Here is a 20,776-nt window from a genome sequence, read left to right on the forward strand (position 1 = left end):
GGATGCCGCGTGTCTGCTATGCGGACAAACCGGTCATTCGTGGGAGAGTGAGCATCCGCAGAATCTTTGCGGCTCAAGCTATATTCAATCCTTCGTAAGGCGCGCCTAAGGCCCTGTTGCATTATCCTCCCGGGGAGGATAATCTATTCATATGACCAATCAGCATCGCCATACAACTCACCCCAAGCTCGTTGCCCGGCTGAAACGCGCCGAGGGACATCTGCGCTCGGTGATTGGGATGATCGAAGCGGAACGCCCTTGTCTCGATATTGCGCAGCAGCTTCAGGCCGTCGAAAGTGCGATCAGGAACGCGAAGCAGACGTTGATCCACGATCATATGGACCATTGCCTGGATGCGGAGGGTTCCGAACAGGACCGGGTCGAACTGAAGGCAATCGCTCGCTATCTCTGAGGTCGCCATGCTGGATATCCTCGCCGACCGCACGTATCGACACCTCTTCCTGGCCCAAATTGTGGCACTTCTGGGCACCGGTCTCGCAACCGTCGCGCTTGGCTTGCTGGCTTATGACTTGGCCGGAGATGGGGCCGCGATGGTGTTGGGAACCGTGTTCACCATCAAGATGGTCGCCTATGTCGGGATCGCGCCAATTGCGGGCGCCTTCGCCGAACGGGTAAACCGTCGTGGCCTTCTTGTTTCACTTGATCTCGTGCGGGCAGCATCAGCGCTGGCACTGCCTTTCGTAACCGAAATCTGGCAGGTCTATGTGCTGATCTTCTTGCTGCAATCGGCCTCGGCGGGATTCACGCCGACCTTCCAGGCAACAATCCCGGACGTGCTTCCCGAGGAGACCCGCTATACCCGTGCGCTGTCGCTTTCGCGATTGGCCTACGATCTGGAAAACATCGCCAGCCCGACTCTCGCGGCGCTCTTGCTGGCGGTGATGAGCTACAACACGTTGTTTCTGGGCACGGTCGCAGGGTTCCTCGGTTCTGCGCTGCTCGTTCTCTCTGTGCTGCTGCCAAGCCCGAAAGCACCCAAGCCACGCGGGATTTATGATAGGACCACACGTGGAATCCGCATTTACCTGGCAACCCCACGTCTGCGCGGCCTTCTGGCACTCAACCTCGCAGTATCGGCGGCGGGGGCCATGGTGCTGGTCAATTCCGTGGTCGCCGTGCGAGGATTTCTGAGCCTCTCTGACAGCGCTCTTGCCTGGACAATGTTTGCCTTCGGAGCGGGCTCCATGATGGCCGCGCTCTTGCTACCCCGCTTGCTGGACAGAATTCCGGACCGTCCCGTCATGCTCGGAGGCGCGGCACTGATGGTTGTCACCCTGCTTGGCCTTGCCGGAATAACAGCGGCCACGGGATTGCATTGGAACATGCTTCTCACTGCATGGTTTTTCATCGGTCTCGGCTATTCATCGGTGCTTACGCCCTCGGGCCGCCTGCTGCGCCGCTCTGCCCACCCGGAGGATCGGCCAGCGCTCTTCGCTGCGCAATTCGCCCTGAGCCATGCCTGTTGGCTGATTACCTACCCGCTCTCGGGCTGGCTGATGACGCAGTTCGGTATAATCCCGGCTCTGTTGGCACTTGCCGGCCTTTCCGGGATTGGTATCGCGATCAGCCTTGCACTATGGCCCGCCAAGGAGGGTGCGGAGATCGAACATACCCATGAGAATCTGCCGCTGGATCACCCGCATCTGAAAGGGTGCCGGATACATAGCCATGAGCTTGTGATCGACGACCTCCATCCGCGTTGGGCGAACCAATTTTGACGATCGAGTAAAGTTGAAGCGGATGACCGTAAAGGGCTCTTCACGTCGATAGCGTGGACCATGGCTAACATGCCAAATGGGTCGGAAATCTGATGGAAAACCAGAAATGTCTGACAGACGATCATAAGATGATTGGCGGACCCGGGACGATTCGAACGCCCGACCCCCAGATTCGTAGTCTGGTGCTCTATCCAGCTGAGCTACGGGTCCACTGTAGGGGGGTGATCTAACGATGTGGCTTTGGATGCGCAAGGGGGAATGACAAGAAAAATTTGGTAAATGATCAGCGTGCCGTTTCCGGCCGCGACAGGAGCGGGGCATTCACCTCGCGGGGGATGCGTATCATGAATTCGCTGCCTTCCGCGTCGCTGCGCAGGAGTTCCAGCCGCCCGCCGTGACTGCGCACCAGATCCGCCGCGATCGCCATGCCGAGGCCGGTTCCGCCTTTGCGTACGCTGCTGGTGAATGGCTGAAACAGATATTCCCGGGCCTTGTCGGGCAGACCGGGGCCATCGTCGCCAATGCGAATCCACCATTCGCTGTCACTTTCACCCGCGCCGATCTCGATCAGGCCGGGTTGCCCGGTTCCCTCAAGCGCCTGCCGGGCATTTCTCGTCAGATTGCTGAGTACCCGGTACAGTTGATCGCGATCTGCCCGAATCATCAGGCTTGCCGGGATATCCGTCAGATATTCGACCAGCCCCGGCTCCGGGGCGGCCAGCGTTTCCGCTTCGATGACCTCGCCGGCAAGCTGGGCCAGATTGAACCGCGACAGGGATGGCGCAGGCTCTTCCGCCTTGCCGAAGGCGAGGGTGGTTTCGCACAGCGTCACGGCGCGGGCAATCGAGTTGAGCAGTTTCGGCGCCGCCCGCCTGACCTTGGGATCGGCGCTGTCTTCCAGCCGGTCGGCAAAAATCTGTGCGGTGGTCAGAATATTGCGCAGGTCGTGGCTGATTTTGGCAACCGCCTGTCCAAGCTGCGCCAGACGCTCCTTTTGCTTCAGCGAAGAAGTGACGGTCTTCTGCATCGCCTCAAGCGCGATTTCGGCATTACGCAATTCGACAAGCCGCGCGTCCGGGGTAATGATATGGCGCGGATCGTCCGGCGCTTCGGCATAGGCGGACAGGTTGCTGATGACGCGGCGGATGGGAACCAGAATCAGGCGCTGCGCGGCAAGGTTCAGCAGGATAGCCGTCAGAATGGAGAAAGCGGCGGATGTCACCAGAATGCGCAGACCGAAATCGATCATTCCGCTTCGCAGCGGAGCGGTCTGCATGGTGATCTCGATCAACTGCCCGGCCTGATTGACCGGCGCGCCGATAACGCGAATCACCTGATCCTTGCTTTCGGCCAGCGTTCCCATTGCATCCGTGATAGACTGCCAGGGACGGGTCTCACGCAGATCATAGGTTTCGATAACAGGCCCCGGTATCGGTGACGAAAGCACAAGCTGCCGGATATCGTCACGCCGCAGGACCACGTTGAAGACCCCGGCATTCTGCAAAAGCTCGGATTCCAGGTCACTCGCCAGGGCGTCATCCGTCGCCAACAGCGCAAGGCTGGCGATCTGGGCGCGTTCCAGGCGCGATTCAAGGTAATCCAGGCGATAATTCGACAATGCTGGCAAAAGAATGAATATTTCTGCCAGTATGACGAAGATGATCGTCAATGCAGCGAATCGGCCAGAGATGGTATTCAGTTTCATCTTCTCTCGGTTCTGTGCGCTTCGGCTGCTATGTAATCACGCGAACGCGATTTTAACATATCGAACGAAACAGGCAGGGTCAGAGTTCCCGGATCTCGTTGCGTCAAGCTGCCGCAGGCATTTCAACGGTTGACGCAGTAACCGGCTTGCACTATCCAGCGGGCTTCAAACAACCGGCGGTTATCGTGCGGGGCGGTGCTTTCAGGCTGCCTTGTCGTCTGCCGCCAACCGCAAGCTACGACCCGGAGACAGGAATATGAAGCGCACTTTTCAACCGTCGAACCTTGTTCGTGCGCGCCGTCACGGCTTTCGCGCCCGCATGGCCACCAAAGGTGGCCGCCGTGTGCTGAATGCCCGCCGTGCCAAAGGCCGCAAGCGTCTTTCGGCCTGATCCATTCCGGAGGGCTTTGGCCCTGCCGGTAAAAGGCCCGAACATGCCGCCTTTGCCCCATCCTTGTACCAATACTCGGTCCCCGGATGATGGCATGGCGGCTTTTCGCATGGATAACAATCCGCATCAGTGCAGGATGCCTGAGATCATCCGGAAACGTGCTGATTTTCTGGCCGCAGCGCGTGCACGCCGTCAAGCGATGCCGGGTTTTCTTCTACAGGCGCGGGATCGCGGTGATGGCGCGCCGGCGCGGGTCGGTTTTACCTGCTCGAAAAAGATCGGCAACGCCGTTACGCGGAACAGGGCGAAGCGCCGGCTGCGCGAGGTTGCGCGGCACATCCTGACCGGCGCTGCCCGGCAAGGTTGGGATTATGTGTTGATTGGCCGCCCTGAAACCACGGTCAGCCGCGAATTTGCCTCGCTTTGCGCCGATTTGACCCGGGCATTGCGCAAGGTGCATAAATGAGCCCGCTAGCGCATCTTTTTGCCCTGCCGGTCCGGGCTTATCGACTGATCGGGTCACCTTGGGTGGGGCATGGCTGCCGCTTCCAGCCCACTTGCTCTGCCTATGCGCTTGAAGCGCTTCAGCGTCACGGCGCGTTTCGAGGCGGATGGCTGACCCTGCGGCGCATTGCGCGGTGTCATCCCTGGGGAGGGCAGGGCTTCGATCCCGTTCCGCAATGCGGTTCGGATTGCGATGATGAGGAAAAGCACCGCGATTAATTGCATGCGATATTCTACCGGGCCGGAATTGCCGATACCGTGCGATCATGGGAACAGCCCTTAGCGGATGGTGTCCCCGGGCATGAAAGTCGGCGCTAGCTGAATGACGCGCCCTTCCGGCGGCGTTTCCTTCCCAGCAACCAGACGCGCGGCACGCCGTCCGATTTCCACCCGTCGCGCATCGGTCGTCGCCAGGCGCATGGGCAGGCCATCCAGCAAATCCACCCCATTGAAGCCTGCAAGCCCCAGTCGATTGGGAATGTCATAGCCCTTGTCCAGACAGTGCAGTAATCCGCCTGCACCTATCATGTCGTTGGAGTAATAGAGAAAATCCAGATCAGGCGCGCGGGTCAGGATTCGTTCGGTCAGTTCCCGGCCTTTCAGAAGCGATGAGCCGCCCTGATAATATTCCCGCCCCGCAAGTTGCACGCCGGCGGCGGCCAGTCCCTGCTCGAACCCTTCCATGCGTTTGCGGGCGCGGTGATCTTCGGGCATATGGGTGCCGACAAAACCGATCCGGCGATAGCCTGCCGCAAGCAACCGTTCGGCCATCTCGCGCCCGGCCCGGATATGCGAAATTCCGACGATCGTATCGACCGCTTCCCCGTCCGTATCCATGATTTCGATGACCGGGATGCCGGAATTGGCAAGCATCGCGCGCGAGGCCTTGCTATGCTCCAGCCCTGCCAGAATGACGCCCGAGGGCCGCCATGACAGCATGTCGTAAAGCACCATCTCTTCCCGCGCCGGAGAGTAATTCGTTACCCCGACCACGGGCTGCAGCCCGGTATCATCCAACTCGGCAGAGACGCCGCCCAGAACATCGGGAAATACGAGATTCGACAATGAAGGAATGACCACCGCAATCAGATTGACCCTTTGGCTTGCCAGCCCTCCGGCAATCTTGTTCGGCACATAGCCCAATGTCTTTGCGGCGGTCAGGACTTTTTCCCGCGTTGCCGCCGAAACATCCCCCCGATTTCGCAGAACACGGCTGACCGTCATCTCGGATACCCCGGACGCTTCGGAGACATCACGCAGGGTCAGCGAGCGGCGAGAGCGGGGATTGTTCATTTCTGTCCGATGAAAATTTGCTATCATTCATATGTTAGCGGACATCAACTGACAGGACAACCTTGCCATTGGGATGCCTGCCGGCCTAAACACCAGCACATGGCCCCGTGGCTCAACTGGATAGAGCAGCCCCCTCCTAAGGGGCAGGTTGCAGGTTCAAGTCCTGCCGGGGTCACCATTAAATCAATCACTTGCGAGGCGTTTTGGGGTTTGCACTCTGGTTCATCGAACCAAATTCCAGCGCATTTGCCGCCTTCCGAAGGTATTCTGGCGAGAATCGCGAGTAAGTTGACCGGGTGATAATCGGGTTCGTGTGGCCAAGGTATTGAGCAATTTCGTCAATCGGCATTCCGGCCTCTGCCACGAACCTGCCAGCCGTTCGGCGCAAATCGTGCTGGGTGCAATGTTCAATGCCTGCGCGTTCAACTGCCGCATTGAATCCGGTCTTTATGCTTCCGACCTGTCTGCCGCCCGATTCGATCACATAGCGGGACAACGTGCCTTCCTTGGCGGTCTCTGCAACGCGGCCATGACCAGCTCCAGTTGGGCTTTGGATGGGCGGAAAGCGGACTTGCGGCAGCGCGGCGCGGTACCGCACAGTCAGACGAAAGCAGTCGTTCATTCATGGTGCCCAGTTTCCGCCTCTGTTCGGCGTGGAGGACAGGAAGCGCACGCGCGGCTACAGCATGGCAATCGAAGAGGCGGTGGAAAACCGTCATCCAACTTAGCCCGTCCCTCTGCAGCTTGGCGTGAAATATCACCCTGCGTCCTCGAGTATCAGTGAGGCGGCCTTTTCGGCAACCATCATGACCGGCGCGTTGATATTGCCGGCGGTGATATTGGGAAAGATCGACGCATCGGCCACCCGCAGGCCCGCCATACCATGGACGCGCAGGCGGGCATCGACCACGGTCTCAACCGATTCCGGCCCCATCGCACAGGTTCCGCAAAGATGGTAGATCGAGCCCGAGCTTTTCCGGAAATACGCCAGTAAATCTGCATCGCTCTCGACCTCGGGGCCCGGCGAAACCTCCTGCGCGGTCGCCTGTCTCAGGGCCTGGGCGCCGGCGATGCGGCGGATCAATTCACAGCCCTGCAGAGCCTCGATCACGTCATGCTCGGTCGACAGAAAGTTCGGGCGGATCGCCGGGGCTACGAACGGATCGGCCGCGCGGATCGAGACGATACCCCGGCTGGTCGGGCGACAGGCATTGAAGCACAACAGATACCCGGGATAGGGTTCAGGCTTCAGCCCTGCCTTCGGATCGGCCGGAATGCGGTAGGACAAGGGGTTGAAATAGAGCTGTAGGTTCGGGCGCGCCTGCTGCGGGCTGCCCCGAAAGAAACCTCCGGCCTGGTTCACACTCATCGCGAAGGGGCCCTTGCCCGTCAGAAGGTAGCGCAGACCAAGGCGCATTTGGCCGAACGGGCTCGCGAAGCTGCCGTTCAGCGTGGGCACCCGCGCGCGGTAATAGAAGCTGGCCGCGAGGTGGTCCTGAAGGTTACGGCCGACGGCGGGAAGATGATGGCGCGGCGCGATCCCGAGCGCGGCCAGCATCGCGCCATCACCGATGCCTGAGAGTTGCAGCAGCTGCGGAGTGCCGATCGCTCCGGCGGTCATGATGACCTCGCGACGGGCATGATAACGGTAGGTCCGGCCGCCCCTGACGGCAGCGACACCCGTCGCCCGCCCCTCGTGGACCAGCAGGTGCGTAGCTTGCATGTTGCGCTCGAGATGCAGATTCGCGCGCTTCAGCGCGGGGCGCAGATATTCCGCACTGGAATGGGAACGCCGACCGCGATGGGTGTTCACATCATAGACACCCGCCCCTTCGAGCGAGGCGCCGTTGAAATCGGGGCTCTGCGGCAGCCCAAGGGCGCGGCAGGCCGCGAGAAAGGCATCGGCGACGGTATGGGTCATGCCGCGCATCGGGGTGACATGGATTGGCCCGTCGCCGCCGTGCCACTCGGATGCGCCGCCTGCATGGCTTTCGAGCCTGCGAAACCAGGGCAGGACATCGTCGAAACCCCAGCCCGGATTGCCCGCCGCGGCCCAGTCGTCGAAATCCTCGCGCGCGCCGCGCAGGAAGATCATCGCATTGATCGACCCCGAGCCGCCCTGAACCTTGCCCCGCGGCACATAGATCTTGCGATCGTGCAATTCGGCTTCGGGCTCGGTCGAGAACATCCAGTTCACCCGCGGATCATAGAAGTTGCGCGCATAGCCGATCGGGATCCGGAACCAGAAGGAGCTGTCCTTGCCGCCGGCCTCGAGCAGTAGAACGGTATAGCGACCGTTCTCGCTGAGCCGGCTGGCCAGGATACAACCGGCCGATCCGGCGCCGATGACGATGAAATCGAACTGTCCGTCGCCCATCGCGCCTACCCTCGTGCCGGTGTCAGTGCGCGCACATCGACGGGCGCGGGATCCATCTGCAGATGCAGACGCTGGCCCACATAGGGACTGTGGCGGGCCACCACCTCCATATCCAGCTCAATGCCCAGACCCGGCTCGCGCGACGGCAGGATATGCCCGTCCTCCACCTGCAAGGGGCGCTTGAGCACCTCGGCGTGGAACCCAGAAAAATCGGTTATCGCCTCGTGGATCAGGAAGTTCGGCGAGGCGGCCGCCAGCTGGATGCTGGCCGCGGCGCCGACCGGGCCGTTATAGAGATGCGGCGCGATCTGCGCATAATGCGCCTCGGCCATGCCTGCGATCTTCTTGGCCTCAAGCAACCCGCCGACCCTCGCGACATTCATCTGCAGGATCGAGGCCGCGCCGGTCTCCAGCACGCGCTGAAATTCGTATTTCGTCGTCAGGCGCTCGCCTGTGGCAATGGGGATCGAGGTGGTGCGGGCAACGCTGGCCATGGCGCCTTCCTGACCCGGAGGCACCGGCTCCTCGAACCACAGCGGATCGAAGGGCTCCAACCGCCGCGCGAGCCTGATCGCCGCCGACGGCGCCATCTGCCCATGCGTGCCGAACAGCAGATCCGCGCGCATGCCGATCGCGCGCCGTATCCTGGCGCAGAAATCCACGCAGCGCTCGATCACCGCCAGCGAGAGCTGATGGCCCGAATAGTCGGTGTAGGGGCCAGCCGGATCGAATTTCACGGCGGTAAAGCCCGCCTCGACCATGCGCAGGGCACAGTCCGCCGCCAGATCGGCATCGGTGTAATCGAAATTGCCCTGCGCATCGACCGGATAGAGGTAGGTATAGGCCCGCAGCCGGTCATGGACGAGCCCACCCAGAAGATCGGCGACTGGCCGGCCCGCCGCCTTGCCGATGATATCCCAGCAGGCAATCTCCAGCCCCGAGACGATCCCCATCATCGTCGGATCCGGCCGCTGGGTGAAGCCACTGGAATAGGCCGCGCGCCAGAAACGCTCGATGCGGTGCGGATCGTGGCCAAGCAGATAGCGCTCGAACACGTCGCGGATCAGAGGCACCATCGCCCCGGGGTGAAAGGCGGTGACATAGACCTCGCCCAGACCCTCGATGCCGCAGGCGGTGCGAAGCTGGACGAAGATCCAATACGTGCCACCGACATGCGGCGGCGGCACGGCGACGACGTGGATATCCAGGTCAGCAAGTCTCATCCGGGCGATCCTTTCGGGCAGGCGGGTTTGCGTCGAGTGCCGCCGCGCAGGCGCCTTTTGCCGGGGGCACAGCGCGGATCGCGACGACCATCCTGTCGGGCAGGATTTCCCGATCTCGGTATGCGCTGCAAACGAAGAATTTTCGCGATCAGCAGTCCGGATTGGAATGCCGGAACCGCCCCGTCACTCGGCAGCGGCGCTGGTCAGAAGCCAGTCGCGGAACAACTCCAGCGGCAGGTTCGGTCCGGTTTGCCGCCGGGTCACGAACCAGTAGGACTCGTGCCCCTCGATCGCGACCGGCAGAACCCGGGCCAGCGCACCGCTTTCAAGCTCTGGCGCGATCATCGCCCGATCGGCCAAGGTGATCCCCAAGCCGCGGATGGCCGCCTCGATCGCAAGGTCGAGTTGGTCGAATTCCAGCCCGGGGCGCGTGTCGATTTCCGGGCTGCCCGCCGCATCCAGCCAATGGCGCCAGGTCAGAAACCGGCGATCATCCGCCGCGAGCACATGCAGCAGGGGCAGATGCACCAGATCCGCCGGGCCGGTGACCGGATGTGCCGCAAGCAGGCCGGGGGCTGCGACGACGATATGCCGCTCGGTCATCAGCCGCCGGGCCTCGAGCATCGGCCATTCGCCATCGCCAAAGCGGATCGCGCAATCCAGCAGGTTGCGCTCGTTCAACCCGTCCGACGCCATCGTGCTGATGCTGAGGTCCAGCTCGGGCAAATCAGCGCGCAATTGTGACAGCCGCGGCATCAGCCAGCGCTTGGCGAAGGTGGGCGGCACGTTGACCCTGATGCGGGATTGCCGGGTGGAAATCCCACGCAAGGCGGTCTCCAGCCCCGGCAACAGACTTTGAACCGTGTCGAGCAGGGCGTTGCCAGCGGCCGTCAATTCCAGATCATGGTGCCGCCGGATCAGCAGGACTTCTCCCAGATCCGTCTCAAGGGTGCGGATCTGCTTGCTGACGGCGCTTTGCGTCAGGTTCAACAGCCCCGCCGCGCGGGTGAAACTGCGGCTCGACGCGACCGCCTCAAAGACCTTCAGTGCCGGAAGTCCAGGTAGCCTGCGCATGATCAGTCGACAACGCCGTCCTGAGCAGCATTCGGGTTGAAGGCTGTTCCGTCCGCGTCAGGCAACCTCTCCCGCCTGTCATCGAGAGCCCGCTTCGCCGGGGGCAAACCTCCAATCGCCTCGCGGCCTGCGCCCGCAGCATTCTGAAGCCAGCGCGCGAAACGCAGCACGCGCCTCCGCTCCATGCGTTCGTTGTTGATGTCCAGCCAATAGCCAAAGGGACCGGTGACGATAACCGGGTCGATCTGGGTCAAGTGACCGGACTTTAATTCGAATTCGATCATGCTGCGGTCGACCACGGCAATTCCGCCTCCGCTCTGAGCCGCTTGGATCACCATATCGAGCGTCGCAAATTCCACCGAATTCTCCGGAAAGATGTTGCGATTGTGCTGGGTCGCGGAGAACCAGTTTTCCCAGGTCGGCAGACGGCGCGTATCGTTGAGAATGTAGAGCAGGCAACTGCGGCGCAGACGTTGCTCATCGGCCCAGAGATCAGGCGCGCAGACCGCGATGTGCTGCTCCATCATCAGAAGGGTACTGGATTGTTTTTGATGCGCCTCGGTTCCGAAGCGGATGGTGCAATCAAAGCGCACATTGTTTTCGGGCTGCATGTGAATTGCGAGATCGAGATCGGGCAGACTGTGGCGGACCGACGCCAGTCGGCGTGCCAGCCAACGCGCGGCGAAGGTCGGAGGCGCCAGAACGGTCAGCTTTTCCCGCGGCAGGGATTCATTCGCGCCGCGGACCGCTTCGTCCATCAGGTCGAAGGCGTCTGCCAATTTTTCGTGTAACAGGGCGCCCGACTCGGTCAAGACGACACTATTGCCGACGCGGCGGAACAAGACGATGTCCATCGCTTCTTCGAGTTGGCGAATTTGCCGACTGACCGCGCTTTGCGTCACCCCAAGCCGTTTCGCCGCTTGGGTGAAGCTGAGGCAGTTTCCAACCATGGCGAAGGCCTTCAGCGATGTAAGCGTGGGAAATGATGACATATCCGTGCCTTAGGTTGCTCTTTGCGCCCTGAAATGCCCGTTGTGAGCAGGCGGGATCGCGGGCTGCACTGTCAGGAAATCCGGGCCAGTCCGTCAAGCGTAAAGCAAAAATCCATCCGAAAGTCATGATTATATCTCATGACCTTGGCGGTAAATTCGTTTGCCAGACTGCGGGGCCTTCTGTTCATTTTCAGAAATACTGCAGCCGGGAACGTGACATCATGTCTCAGAATCAACCACAAACGCGACAAGAGCACGACAGCATCGGAAGCGTCGATGTTCCGGCAGAGGCGTTGTTCGGCGGCCAGACGCAGCGGGCGGTCGCGCTCTATCCCCTGCAGGGGGCGGCGACATTCGCGGACTACCCGATCCTGCTGACGGCGATGCTTCAGATCAAACGGGCCGCAGCTCTGACCAACATCCTGACCGGCGCGATCGCTCGCGACCGAGGGCAAGCGATCGTCGATGCGGTGGACGGGCTGTCGGACAGGTCGTGGGGCGCGGCCTTCCCGGTGCATGCCTTTCATGGTGGCGGCGGGATATCGTTCAACATGAACGTCAACGAGGTGCTGGCAAACCTCGCCAACCGGGATGGGTTCGGCGCGCCTCTGGGCAGCTATGCCCCGGTCCATCCAAACGATCACGTGAACCTAAATCACTCGACGAGCGACTGTCTGTCCTCGGCCTGCCATATCGCGGCCTTGGCGGCATTTCAGCCGTTTTCCCTTGAAATCGAGGGGCTGGCGCAGGATCTGGAACGGCTTGGCGCCGAATGGGCACCGCTGCGCAAGCTGTCGCGGACCTGCCTTCAGGATGCGGTGGATATCGGGTTTCAGGATTATCTGGGCGGGGTCGCGGTCAATCTGCGGCTGAACCTCGCGCAGTCGGGGACCGCGGCGGAGGCATTGCGCCAGATCAACCTTGGCGGCAATATCATCGGCCGTTCGATCGATTGCGATGCCGATTTCTTCGAGCAGGTGATCGGTGTGCTGAACGGTGAACTCGCCGCTGCGGGGCTGCCCGCCGGGTTGCGCCGGACGGATAATCTCTTTGCTGCCTCGCAGGCGCATGATCGCCTGCTGAATCTGGCGGCGACGCTCGAGCAGATGGCGCGGACGCTGATCCGCCTTGCCAAGGATTTGCGGCTGATGGCCTCGGGGCCGCATGGCGGCCTGGGCGAGCTGGTGCTGCCTGCGGTGCAACCCGGCTCCTCGGCGATCCCCGGCAAGATCAATCCGACCATCCCCGAATTCATGGTGCAATGCGGGATGATGGCCTGCGGCCGCGCCGCCGCGATTCGCATGACCCAGGATCATGGGGAAATGGATTACAACCCCTGGGAAGCCGTGGTCATCGTCAATCTGCTCGACATGATCGCGATCCTGGAAAGCGGCGTGTCGACGTTGCGTCGCAACTGCGTGCAGGGCCTGCGCGCCGATGTGGCGCGCAACACCGACAATGCCACCAGCCTGTTGCCCTCGCTGATCCGGCTGAAGCAGCTGAAGGGATACAGCTACTCGAGTCAGATCGCCGGGCAAGCCGCCGGCGACCTTGCCTTCGTACACCGCGAAGTTGCGCAGGCCGAGGCTGACCTGTCCCCGCAAACCGAACACACCTCCTGATTGGAAGACCATGATGAAAGACATCTTGCAGGAAAGCGATCTTGACTGGGCCCTTGGTTGGCTCGCGCAGGACAAGAAGCACTATATCGACGGCGACTGGATTGCGGGCGCGGGGGCCGACTGGAGCGTGAAGAACCCCGCCACCGGCGAGACCCTGTGCCGGATCGCGCTGGCCGACAAGGACCAGATCGAAGCCTCGGCCGTCGCGGCGAACCGCTGCCATCAGAGCGAGGCATGGAGCCGCAAGACCGCACGCAAGGCTCGCGCCGACCAGCTGCTGGCGATTGCCCGCCTGATCCGCGAGAACGTCACGCGCCTGGCGCTTCTGGAAAGCCTTGCCAATGGCAAGACCTATCTCGAGGCGGTCAATGACGACATCTATACCTGCGCCGAGATCTTCGAATATTACGCGGGCTGGACCGACAAGTTCTATGGCGAAGTCTCGCCCGTCGAGGATGGCTTCCTGAACTTCACCACCAAGGATCCGGTTGGCGTCTGTGCGCTGATCGCGCCGTGGAACTATCCGCTCTATCAGGCCAGCCTGAAGATCGCCCCTGCGCTGGCGATGGGCAACAGCGTGGTGATGAAACCCTCGGAATACACGCCCTTGGCAACCTTGCATCTGTTCGAGCTGATCGACCGACAGATGGACCTGCCCAAGGGGCTGCTGAACCTTGTCCTGTGTGATGGCGAGGCGGCTAACCAGCTGACGATCAGCCGCAACGTCCACAAGGTTTCGTTCACGGGCTCGACCGGCGTGGGCCGCCGCATCGTGCAGAACTCGGGCGCCTCGAACCTGAAGAGCGTCACGCTTGAGCTCGGCGGAAAATCGCCCTGCGTCTTCTTCGATGACACGGCAAATCTCGATGCGGCGATCGAGCGAGCTTTCTATGTGATGTTCTCGCAGAAGGGCGAGAAATGTTCCGAACCGACCCGTTTCCTGATCCAGAAGGGGATCTACGACTACGTCCTCGAGAAACTGGTCGCCAGGGCCGAGGCGGTGACCTGCGGCGATCCGCTGCTCAGTTCGACCCAGCAGGGCGCCCAGTGCAACGAAGCACAGTTCAAGCGCATCCTGAACTATATCGAGATCGGCAAGACCGAGGCCGAGCTGGTCGCGGGGGGCCATGCCGATACGAGCGGCGAGAATGGCAAGGGCCTGTTCATCCGCCCGACGATCTTCTCGAACGTACCGGATACGGCGCGCATCGCCCAAGAAGAAATCTTCGGCCCCGTGCTCTCCTGCACGCCTTTCGCGACCGCGGACGAGGCCGTGCGCATTGCCAACGGCACCAGCTATGGTCTGGCCGCCGGGGTCTATACCGGCAATGTGAGCCTGGCGCATCGGATAGCCGAACGGCTCGACGCGGGCATGGTCTTCGTGAACCGCTACGGCTGCTATGGCCTCTCGGCACCCTTCGGTGGCTTCAAGGAAAGCGGCTGGGGAAAGGAAATGGCGATCCATTCGCTCTCGTCCTACACCCGCAGCAAGAGCACCTGGATCTATTACGGCGACGCCTGACGCCAGTCTTGCGGGAAGCGGCCGATCGGGCCGGTTCCCGCCCCCCTGTCGAACTCACCTGTCACACATCCCTGCCAAGCCTGCTCGGCAACTCCCTCCGAAAGATGCACAAGATGCAATATACCCGTCTCGGCCAATCCGGCCTGAAAGTCTCCCGCCTGTGCCTGGGCACGATGAACATGGGCTCGAAGCAATGGAAGCCCTGGATCTTCGACGAGGCCGAGAGCGAGCCGATCATCGGCCATGCGCTCGACAACGGTGTCAACTTCATCGACCTCGCCGATTTCTACTCGACCGGCGTGGGCGAAGAGGTCGTGTGCAACGTCTTGCACCGTCTGGCCCGGCGCGATGATCTGGTCATCACCACGAAGCTGGGCTATCCGGTCGGCAGCGGACTGAACAATGGCGGCCATTCCCGCAAGCATGTCTTCGATGCGATCGATGACTCGCTCAAACGGATGCGGACCGACTATGTCGATATCTACATGCTGCATTATTTCGATTCCGAATCTCCGGTCGAAGAGACGATGGAGGCGATGAACGATATCGTCCGCATGGGCAAGGCGCGGTATGTCGGGGTCTCGACCATGGCCGTCTGGCAATTCGCCAAGATCATGAATGTCTGCGATAAGAACGGCTGGGCGAAGCCGATCAACATGCAGTTGCAGCTGAACTGTGCCTATCGCGAGGAAGAGCGCGAAATGCTGCCCTACTGCAAGGATCAGGGGATCGGCGTCTCGGTCTTCAGCCCACTCGCCCGTGGCATCCTGACCAACGACATGAAGTCTATCCGCAACCAGACGGATTTCTTCACCGCCGAGATGTATAGCGACTCCGCCTCGCGCGAGATCGCCACCTCGGTCGCCCGCGTTGCGGAGGCCCGCGGCCTGCCGCCCGCGCAGATCGCGCAGGCCTGGGTTCTGCGCAAGCCCGAGATTTCGTCGATGCTCGTCGGAGCGGATACGACCGCCCAACTCGACAGCGCGATCGCCGCGCTTGAGACGCAGCTTGACGATGAGGAGATTTTCGAGATCGAGCGCAACTATACTCCCTGCGATCCGATCACCGATTATACCGTGGGCAAGCGCATTCCGCGCGATCCGCGACCGGCCGAGGGGCGCTTCGCAACCGCGGGCACTGCGGCCATGGCCAACGCTGGCTGACGGAAACACTGTAGCGGGCGCGGTGTGACGCGCCCGTTTCCTCGCCCGAAGAAAAAAACGGCATTTCAACTGCCACAACGCAAACAGGGAAGAACGACATGAACGATCTCGAGACTCTGAGCGGCGCCCCGGTGCATCCCGCAGCCCGCCGCATGGAAACCGACTTCAACGCAGGACGCATGGACCGGCGCAGCTTCCTGCGCGCCCTGTCTTGGCTGGGCGTGGCCGTTGGCGGCGCCAGCCTGATGCCGGATCTGGCCCATGCGCAAGCGACGCCCAAGGACGGCGGCACCTTACGCTTTGCCTGCCAGATCCAGGAAATCACTGATCCGATGATGAGTCAGTGGATCGAGGCCTCGAACCTTTACCGCAACAGCCTGGAATTCCTGACCTGGGTCGACGCCGACAACATCGTGCGGCCCTATCTGGCCAAGGCCTGGACGCCGTCGGAAGACCTCACGTTTTGGGACTTCGAACTGGACGAGCGCGCGACCTGGTCGAATGGCGATGCCTTCACCCCCGAGGACGTGATCTTCAACATCAACCGCTGGATCGCGCCGGACTCTCAAAGCTCGAACAAGACCGCCTTTGCCGCGATCTCGGGGATGGAGAAAACCGGCGATCACTCGGTGCGGATCACTCTGTCGCGGCCCGTGGCCTCGCTGCCCGAGCAACTCTATTCCTATACCTGTGCCATGGTGCACCGCGATTTCACCGGCAACTGGCCCGAAAACCCTGTCGGGACCGGCCCCTTTGCCCTGCAGGTCATCGAGGTCGGACGCCGCGCCGTCTTCACCAAGCGGCCCGACTACTGGGGCACGCCCGCACATCTCGATGAGATCCAGTATATCGACCTCGGGCCCGACGTGACGACTCATCTGGCGGCGCTGTCCAGCGGTCAGGTTGATCTGATCTATCGCGCCACCATTGCCGAATACGATCTGATGCAGTCGCTGCCCAACATCCAGATCCTGTCGGGCAAATCGGCCAATACGGTCGTGATGCGGATGCAGGTCGATCAGGCCCCCTTCGACGATATTCGGGTGCGCAAGGCGATCCAGCTGGCCGCGAACAACCAGCAAATGCTGGACATCGCCTATCGTGGCAAGGGAACGATTGCGAGCAACTATCACGTCTCGCCGGTGCAGGCCGATTATTTCCCGCTGCCGGCGATGGCGCGCGATGTGGAACAGGCAAAGGCGCTGCTGGCCGAGGCCGGGCATGCCGACGGGCTGGCGATCGAGCTGACGCTGGGCAATACACAAGGCAAATGGGAGCAGGACACCGCCCAGGTGCTTCAGCAGAACCTGGCGGAAGCCGGGATTCAGGTGAAGCTGAACGTTCTGCCCGCGACGCAATACTGGCCGATCTGGAACAAGGTGCCCTTCGGCCTGACCTACTGGGCGCATCGTCCGCTTGGCTCGATGACCATGGATCTGGCCTATCGCTCGGGCGGGTCTTGGAATGAAAGCCATTTCGCCAGTCCCGAATTCGATGCGGCGCTCGACAAGGCGATGGCCCTTGTCGATCCCGAGGCCCGAAAGGCCGCCATGGAGGATGTCGAGCGCATCCTGCAGGACAGCGCCGTCATGGTTCAGGCGTTCTGGTCCGAGCCGATGACGGCCGCCGCCCAGAATGTCCAGGGTTTCGTGCTACACCCGTCGGACTATTATCGGATGGATAGCATCTGGCTGTCCTGATCCGAAAGGGGGCGCCGTACGCGGCGCCCCGCTCTGTCAGGCTGGGCAGGGAGGCCCCGCTTGAACAATTCCAAAGGAAGCCACGATGACTCTTGGGTCGTTTCTGCTGAGAAAGACCGCCGTCGCCATCCTCACCATGCTGACGGTGTCCTTTCTGATCTTTCTTGCCTTCGAGGTGAATGTCGCCGATGTCGCGGTCAAGGTGCTGGGGCAATATTCCACGCCGGACCAACGGACGGCCTGGCTTGCCGAGAACGGCTACTACGATCCGTTCGTGATCCGCTATCTGCGCTGGCTGGGCGGGTTCGTGACCGGGGACTGGGGCCTGTCGACGTTCTTTCGTGTGCCGATCACCAGTATCGTATTTCCGCGGCTCGGGGCCTCGGCGCTGCTGGCAGGGGGGGCCTTGCTGGTCATCGTCGTCTTCGGGCTTGGCCTCGGCATCCTGGCGGGGATGCGGGCTGGATCGCTGCTCGATCGAGTGATCTCGGTCTTCTCGGTGATCACGACCTCGATCCCGGATTTCGCATCTGCTGTTTTCCTGTCGGGCATCTTCGTATTCTGGCTGGGGCTTCTGCCCGGCGCCAGCACGATGATCTCGGGGTTCTCCCTGCGCGAGCTGATCCTGCCGGTTCTGGTGCTGGGCCTCTATTCGATGGGCTATCTGGCGCGCATCACCCGCGCCTCGATGGTCGAGGTGATGGGCACCCACTATATCCGAACCGCACGGCTGAAGGGTGCAAACCCTGCCCGGATCGTACTGCGGCATGCGATGCGCAATGCGCTGATCACCCCGGTCACGGTCATCATGCTGCAACTGCCCTGGCTTCTGTCGGGGGTGATCGTGATCGAGGTCTTCTATGCCTACAAGGGGTTCGGCTCGCTCCTGTATGACGCTGCGCTGAATCAGGACATCTATCTGGTCGAGGCCTGTGCGATGGTCTCGGTTCTGGTGGTTGTGCTGAGCCAGATCCTGTCGGACCTGATCTATGGCTGGCTCAATCCGCGCATTTCCCTTGGAGCCAAGGCATGAAGATCCTGCTGCCCTATCTGAAAAAACCGTTGGTGGTGATCGGTGTCGCCCTGTCGGGAGGCTGGCTTTTGGTGGCGTTCCTTGCCCCGATCTTGGCGCCCTATGACCCGCTGGAGACCTTGCAGCCGCTTGCCCGGCCGATGGCCACGGGCGCGGACGGACAGCTGTTCGTGCTGGGCACCGACATGCTGGGACGCGACATCTTGTCGAGGCTGATCTGGGGCGCCCGCACCGTTGTGATCTATTCCACGCTCGCCACTCTAACCGCGTATGCCTTTGGCATGCTCTTCGGGCTGATCGCCGGTTATATGGGCGGGCGGATTGACGCCGCGCTGTCCTTCGCCGCGAATGTGGTGCTGAGCTTTCCGGTGCTGGTGCTCTATATCGTCATCATCGTCCTCATCGGCGCCTCGCCGCTGAATATCGTGATCGCGGTCACCTTCAGCAGTGCTCCGGCGATCTTCCGCATCGTGCGCGGCATCACCATGGATGTTGCCAGCCGCGATTACGTCGCCGCGGCAATCACCCAGGGCGAAAGCACCTGGCGCATCCTGCTGGTCGATATCCTGCCCAATACCACCGGTCCGCTTGCCGTCGATTTCTGCCTGCGGCTGGGCTATACGGCGATCACCATCGGCACGCTGGGCTTTCTGGGCCTTGGCCTGCCGCCGCCCACTCCGGACTGGGGCGGCATGGTCAACGAGGGCCGCGCGATGGCGATCGCCTTCCCGCATCTGGTGATCTTCCCCTGCATTGCGATCTCGTCGCTGACCTTGGGCCTGAGCCTGCTGGCCGACGGGTTGCGCGAGGTCAATGAGGCCAAGGAGCGTCAGGCATGACCCAACCCATCCTGCATGTGCGCGACCTTTCCGTGGCGCTGCCGAAGGGGGCCGATCGTCCCTTTGCCGTTGAGGGAGTGACGCTCGAAGTGAACCCGGCCGAGATCCTGTGCATCGTGGGGGAGTCGGGCTCGGGAAAATCCGTCCTGACGGCGACGCTGATGGGGGCCGCGCCGCGCGGCCTGAGGGTCGCACGGGGTCAGGCGCTGATGAGCGACGAGGATCTGCTGCGGGTCTCGGAACGACGCTGGCGCGATATCCGCGGCAAGGATATCGGCATGATCTTCCAGGAACCGATGGCCTCACTGAACCCGGCGCTGACCGTCGCGCAGCAGATCGAGGAAGTGTTCGAGCTGCATTCGGATCTGCCGCGCGCGGAACGCCAGCGCCGCGCCCGTGCGCTGGTCGAGGAAATGCACCTGCCCGAACCCGATCGCATCCTGCGCTCCTATCCGCATCAGCTTTCGGGGGGCCAGTGCCAGCGGGTCGTGATCGCAATGGCGCTGGCGATGAGCCCCCGGCTGCTGATCGCCGATGAGCCGACAACGGCACTTGATGTAACGACCCAGGCGCAGGTCCTGAAACTGATCCGCGAGCTGCGTGATCACCATGGCCACGGGATCATCTTCATCACCCATGATCTGGGTGTCGTCGCCGATATCGCCGACCGGATCGCCGTGATGCGCCAGGGGCAAATCGTCGAGATCGGCAGCGCCGAGCAGGTTCTGAAATCGCCCGCGCATGACTATACCAAGGCCTTGATCGCCGCGGTACCTAGCCTCGAACCGCATGACCGGCCGCCGGCGCCGGCCGGGGCCTCCGCGCTCCGTGTCGATGCGCTCAACCATTCCTACGGCACGAAACAGGTTCTGCACGACATCGAGATCGACCTGTCGCCCGGCCGGGTGCTGTCGATCGTGGGCGAATCCGGGTCGGGAAAATCGACGATCGCCCGCAATCTGATCCGCTTGACCGACCCGAGCTCGGGCCGGGTCGTCGTGGCGGGGCAGGAGATGCTGGCGCTCAAGGGCGGCGCGCTGCGCAAGATGCGGCGCAAGATCCAGATGGTCTTTCAGGACCCGTTCGGATCGCTCAACCCGCGCCGCAAGGTCGGCCCGATGATCGCCCGCGCGGCAATGCTGTCAGGCGCCTCGCGCGCCGAGGCTATCGCACGCACCAAGGATCTGCTGGAACTCGTCGGCTTGCAGCGCAGCGCCTATGACCGGCGCCCGGCGGCCTTCTCCGGCGGGCAGCGCCAACGTATCGGGATCGCCCGGGCGCTGGCGATGCAGCCCGATGTGCTGATCGCCGACGAGAGCGTCTCGGCGCTCGATGTGTCGGTGCAGGCGCAGGTTCTGGATCTGCTCGCCGATCTGCAAAGCCGGCTTTCGCTCGCCGTGGTGTTCATCACGCATGATCTGCGGGTTGCAGCACAGATCAGCGACGAGATCATCGTGCTTAGCAAGGGCCATGTCGTCGAACGTGGCCCGGCCAGCGCCGTGCTGAGCGCGCCGCAACATCCCTATACCCGTGATCTGCTGGCCGCCGCGCCCGGTCGTGGGGTGTTCTGACCCGTTTCGACCATAACCCCGCGGGAAG

General features: G+C 62.1%; 19 protein-coding genes and 2 tRNA genes. 13 read left to right on the top strand and 8 right to left on the bottom strand.

Translation table 11 applies throughout. The annotated features are described in order from the left end of the window. Window positions 1-151: 151 nt before the first annotated feature. Together D3P04_RS04060 and D3P04_RS04065 are read left to right on the top strand one after the other, a co-directional pair. A complete protein-coding gene (locus tag D3P04_RS04060; RefSeq protein WP_119746196.1) occupies window positions 152-412 on the top strand; it encodes a metal-sensing transcriptional repressor in 261 nt (86 codons plus the stop codon). Window positions 413-419: 7 nt separating this feature from the next. Next, complete coding sequence (locus D3P04_RS04065) at window positions 420-1,739, top strand: MFS transporter (protein WP_119746198.1); 1,320 nt, start codon at window positions 420-422, stop codon at window positions 1,737-1,739. Between the two features lie 133 nt (window positions 1,740-1,872). Here D3P04_RS04065 and D3P04_RS04070 read toward each other — a convergent pair. Both D3P04_RS04070 and D3P04_RS04075 read right to left on the bottom strand, forming a co-directional pair. Beyond that, window positions 1,873-1,949: transfer RNA gene (locus tag D3P04_RS04070), tRNA-Arg, on the bottom strand. Window positions 1,950-2,022: 73 nt separating this feature from the next. Further along, on the bottom strand, window positions 2,023-3,444 hold the full coding sequence (locus D3P04_RS04075; RefSeq protein WP_119746200.1) for a sensor histidine kinase: 1,422 nt from the start codon (window positions 3,442-3,444) through the stop codon (window positions 2,023-2,025). Between the two features lie 256 nt (window positions 3,445-3,700). Here D3P04_RS04075 and rpmH point away from each other — a divergent pair, with 256 nt between their 5' ends. The 3 genes from rpmH to yidD all read left to right on the top strand — a co-directional run bounded on the left by rpmH (window position 3,701) and on the right by yidD (window position 4,558). Beyond that, complete coding sequence (rpmH, locus tag D3P04_RS04080; RefSeq protein ID WP_028725980.1) at window positions 3,701-3,835, top strand: 50S ribosomal protein L34; 135 nt, start codon at window positions 3,701-3,703, stop codon at window positions 3,833-3,835. 94 nt (window positions 3,836-3,929) lie between these two features. Continuing rightward, window positions 3,930-4,301: a ribonuclease P protein component gene (rnpA, locus tag D3P04_RS04085; RefSeq protein WP_182912722.1), complete on the top strand. Its 372-nt coding sequence runs from the start codon at window positions 3,930-3,932 to the stop codon at window positions 4,299-4,301. After that, window positions 4,298-4,558: a membrane protein insertion efficiency factor YidD gene (gene yidD / locus D3P04_RS04090; protein WP_119746204.1), complete on the top strand. Its 261-nt coding sequence runs from the start codon at window positions 4,298-4,300 to the stop codon at window positions 4,556-4,558. Before rnpA ends, yidD begins: the two co-directional genes overlap by 4 nt. Window positions 4,559-4,618: 60 nt before the next feature. On the opposite strand, the gene D3P04_RS04095 is transcribed toward yidD, so the two are convergent. Beyond that, window positions 4,619-5,632 (bottom strand): LacI family DNA-binding transcriptional regulator, encoded by a 1,014-nt coding sequence (locus D3P04_RS04095; protein ID WP_119746206.1) that lies wholly within the window; start codon window positions 5,630-5,632, stop codon window positions 4,619-4,621. A gap of 101 nt (window positions 5,633-5,733) precedes the next feature. Between D3P04_RS04095 and D3P04_RS04100 the strand changes: the two genes are divergently transcribed. After that, window positions 5,734-5,810: transfer RNA gene (locus tag D3P04_RS04100), tRNA-Arg, on the top strand. Window positions 5,811-5,819: 9 nt separating this feature from the next. Here D3P04_RS04100 and D3P04_RS04105 read toward each other — a convergent pair. The 5 genes from D3P04_RS04105 to D3P04_RS04125 form a co-directional block, all read right to left on the bottom strand. Next, entirely contained in the window at window positions 5,820-6,254 is a 435-nt protein-coding gene (locus D3P04_RS04105; protein WP_119746208.1) for a tyrosine-type recombinase/integrase, read from the bottom strand. Between the two features lie 135 nt (window positions 6,255-6,389). Further along, window positions 6,390-8,009, bottom strand: a complete 1,620-nt coding sequence (locus D3P04_RS04110) for a GMC family oxidoreductase (RefSeq protein ID WP_119746210.1) — start codon at window positions 8,007-8,009, stop codon at window positions 6,390-6,392. Window positions 8,010-8,014: 5 nt separating this feature from the next. Continuing rightward, window positions 8,015-9,232 (bottom strand): mandelate racemase/muconate lactonizing enzyme family protein, encoded by a 1,218-nt coding sequence (locus tag D3P04_RS04115; protein WP_119746211.1) that lies wholly within the window; start codon window positions 9,230-9,232, stop codon window positions 8,015-8,017. Window positions 9,233-9,415: 183 nt separating this feature from the next. Beyond that, complete coding sequence (locus D3P04_RS04120) at window positions 9,416-10,306, bottom strand: LysR substrate-binding domain-containing protein (RefSeq protein ID WP_220475263.1); 891 nt, start codon at window positions 10,304-10,306, stop codon at window positions 9,416-9,418. A gap of 2 nt (window positions 10,307-10,308) precedes the next feature. Next, window positions 10,309-11,298: a LysR substrate-binding domain-containing protein gene (locus D3P04_RS04125; protein ID WP_119746213.1), complete on the bottom strand. Its 990-nt coding sequence runs from the start codon at window positions 11,296-11,298 to the stop codon at window positions 10,309-10,311. Between the two features lie 221 nt (window positions 11,299-11,519). Here D3P04_RS04125 and D3P04_RS04130 point away from each other — a divergent pair, with 221 nt between their 5' ends. The 7 genes from D3P04_RS04130 to D3P04_RS04160 all read left to right on the top strand — a co-directional run bounded on the left by D3P04_RS04130 (window position 11,520) and on the right by D3P04_RS04160 (window position 20,748). After that, window positions 11,520-12,920, top strand: a complete 1,401-nt coding sequence (locus tag D3P04_RS04130) for a lyase family protein (RefSeq protein ID WP_182912723.1) — start codon at window positions 11,520-11,522, stop codon at window positions 12,918-12,920. Window positions 12,921-12,945: 25 nt separating this feature from the next. Further along, window positions 12,946-14,442: an aldehyde dehydrogenase family protein gene (locus tag D3P04_RS04135; RefSeq protein ID WP_220475264.1), complete on the top strand. Its 1,497-nt coding sequence runs from the start codon at window positions 12,946-12,948 to the stop codon at window positions 14,440-14,442. Between the two features lie 113 nt (window positions 14,443-14,555). Continuing rightward, window positions 14,556-15,605, top strand: coding sequence for an aldo/keto reductase (locus D3P04_RS04140; RefSeq protein WP_119746219.1), 1,050 nt, complete (start codon window positions 14,556-14,558; stop codon window positions 15,603-15,605). Window positions 15,606-15,703: 98 nt separating this feature from the next. Continuing rightward, window positions 15,704-17,305, top strand: coding sequence for an ABC transporter substrate-binding protein (locus D3P04_RS04145; protein ID WP_119746221.1), 1,602 nt, complete (start codon window positions 15,704-15,706; stop codon window positions 17,303-17,305). An 85-nt stretch (window positions 17,306-17,390) separates the two neighbouring features. Continuing rightward, the gene (locus tag D3P04_RS04150; protein ID WP_119746223.1) at window positions 17,391-18,338 is read left to right on the top strand and encodes an ABC transporter permease; all 948 of its coding nucleotides are present in this window, start codon (window positions 17,391-17,393) and stop codon (window positions 18,336-18,338) included. Beyond that, the gene (locus D3P04_RS04155; protein ID WP_119746225.1) at window positions 18,335-19,177 is read left to right on the top strand and encodes an ABC transporter permease; all 843 of its coding nucleotides are present in this window, start codon (window positions 18,335-18,337) and stop codon (window positions 19,175-19,177) included. Before D3P04_RS04150 ends, D3P04_RS04155 begins: the two co-directional genes overlap by 4 nt. After that, window positions 19,174-20,748, top strand: a complete 1,575-nt coding sequence (locus D3P04_RS04160; RefSeq protein WP_119746227.1) for a dipeptide ABC transporter ATP-binding protein — start codon at window positions 19,174-19,176, stop codon at window positions 20,746-20,748. The genes D3P04_RS04155 and D3P04_RS04160 overlap by 4 nt, the downstream gene beginning before the upstream one ends. The last annotated feature ends 28 nt before the right edge of the window (window positions 20,749-20,776 follow it).

This window comes from Paracoccus onubensis (assembly GCF_003591515.1).
In the GTDB taxonomy this organism is placed as follows: Bacteria; Pseudomonadota; Alphaproteobacteria; order Rhodobacterales; family Rhodobacteraceae; genus Paracoccus; species Paracoccus onubensis.

Bases quoted from the DNA above. Each gene is read 5' to 3' on its own strand.
- D3P04_RS04105 (WP_119746208.1), bottom strand. From the start codon at position 6,254: ATGAACGACTGCTTTCGTCTGACTGTGCGGTACCGCGCCGCGCTGCCG.
- D3P04_RS04065 (WP_119746198.1), top strand. From the start codon at position 420: ATGCTGGATATCCTCGCCGACCGCACGTATCGACACCTCTTCCTGGCC.
- rpmH (WP_028725980.1), top strand. From the start codon at position 3,701: ATGAAGCGCACTTTTCAACCGTCGAACCTTGTTCGTGCGCGCCGTCAC.
- D3P04_RS04110 (WP_119746210.1), bottom strand. From the start codon at position 8,009: ATGGGCGACGGACAGTTCGATTTCATCGTCATCGGCGCCGGATCGGCC.
- rnpA (WP_182912722.1), top strand. From the start codon at position 3,930: ATGGCGGCTTTTCGCATGGATAACAATCCGCATCAGTGCAGGATGCCT.
- D3P04_RS04160 (WP_119746227.1), top strand. From the start codon at position 19,174: ATGACCCAACCCATCCTGCATGTGCGCGACCTTTCCGTGGCGCTGCCG.
- D3P04_RS04155 (WP_119746225.1), top strand. From the start codon at position 18,335: ATGAAGATCCTGCTGCCCTATCTGAAAAAACCGTTGGTGGTGATCGGT.
- D3P04_RS04115 (WP_119746211.1), bottom strand. From the start codon at position 9,232: ATGAGACTTGCTGACCTGGATATCCACGTCGTCGCCGTGCCGCCGCCG.
- D3P04_RS04150 (WP_119746223.1), top strand. From the start codon at position 17,391: ATGACTCTTGGGTCGTTTCTGCTGAGAAAGACCGCCGTCGCCATCCTC.
- D3P04_RS04095 (WP_119746206.1), bottom strand. From the start codon at position 5,632: ATGAACAATCCCCGCTCTCGCCGCTCGCTGACCCTGCGTGATGTCTCC.
- D3P04_RS04075 (WP_119746200.1), bottom strand. From the start codon at position 3,444: ATGAAACTGAATACCATCTCTGGCCGATTCGCTGCATTGACGATCATC.
- D3P04_RS04145 (WP_119746221.1), top strand. From the start codon at position 15,704: ATGAACGATCTCGAGACTCTGAGCGGCGCCCCGGTGCATCCCGCAGCC.
- D3P04_RS04140 (WP_119746219.1), top strand. From the start codon at position 14,556: ATGCAATATACCCGTCTCGGCCAATCCGGCCTGAAAGTCTCCCGCCTG.
- D3P04_RS04060 (WP_119746196.1), top strand. From the start codon at position 152: ATGACCAATCAGCATCGCCATACAACTCACCCCAAGCTCGTTGCCCGG.
- D3P04_RS04130 (WP_182912723.1), top strand. From the start codon at position 11,520: ATGTCTCAGAATCAACCACAAACGCGACAAGAGCACGACAGCATCGGA.
- D3P04_RS04120 (WP_220475263.1), bottom strand. From the start codon at position 10,306: ATGCGCAGGCTACCTGGACTTCCGGCACTGAAGGTCTTTGAGGCGGTC.
- yidD (WP_119746204.1), top strand. From the start codon at position 4,298: ATGAGCCCGCTAGCGCATCTTTTTGCCCTGCCGGTCCGGGCTTATCGA.
- D3P04_RS04125 (WP_119746213.1), bottom strand. From the start codon at position 11,298: ATGTCATCATTTCCCACGCTTACATCGCTGAAGGCCTTCGCCATGGTT.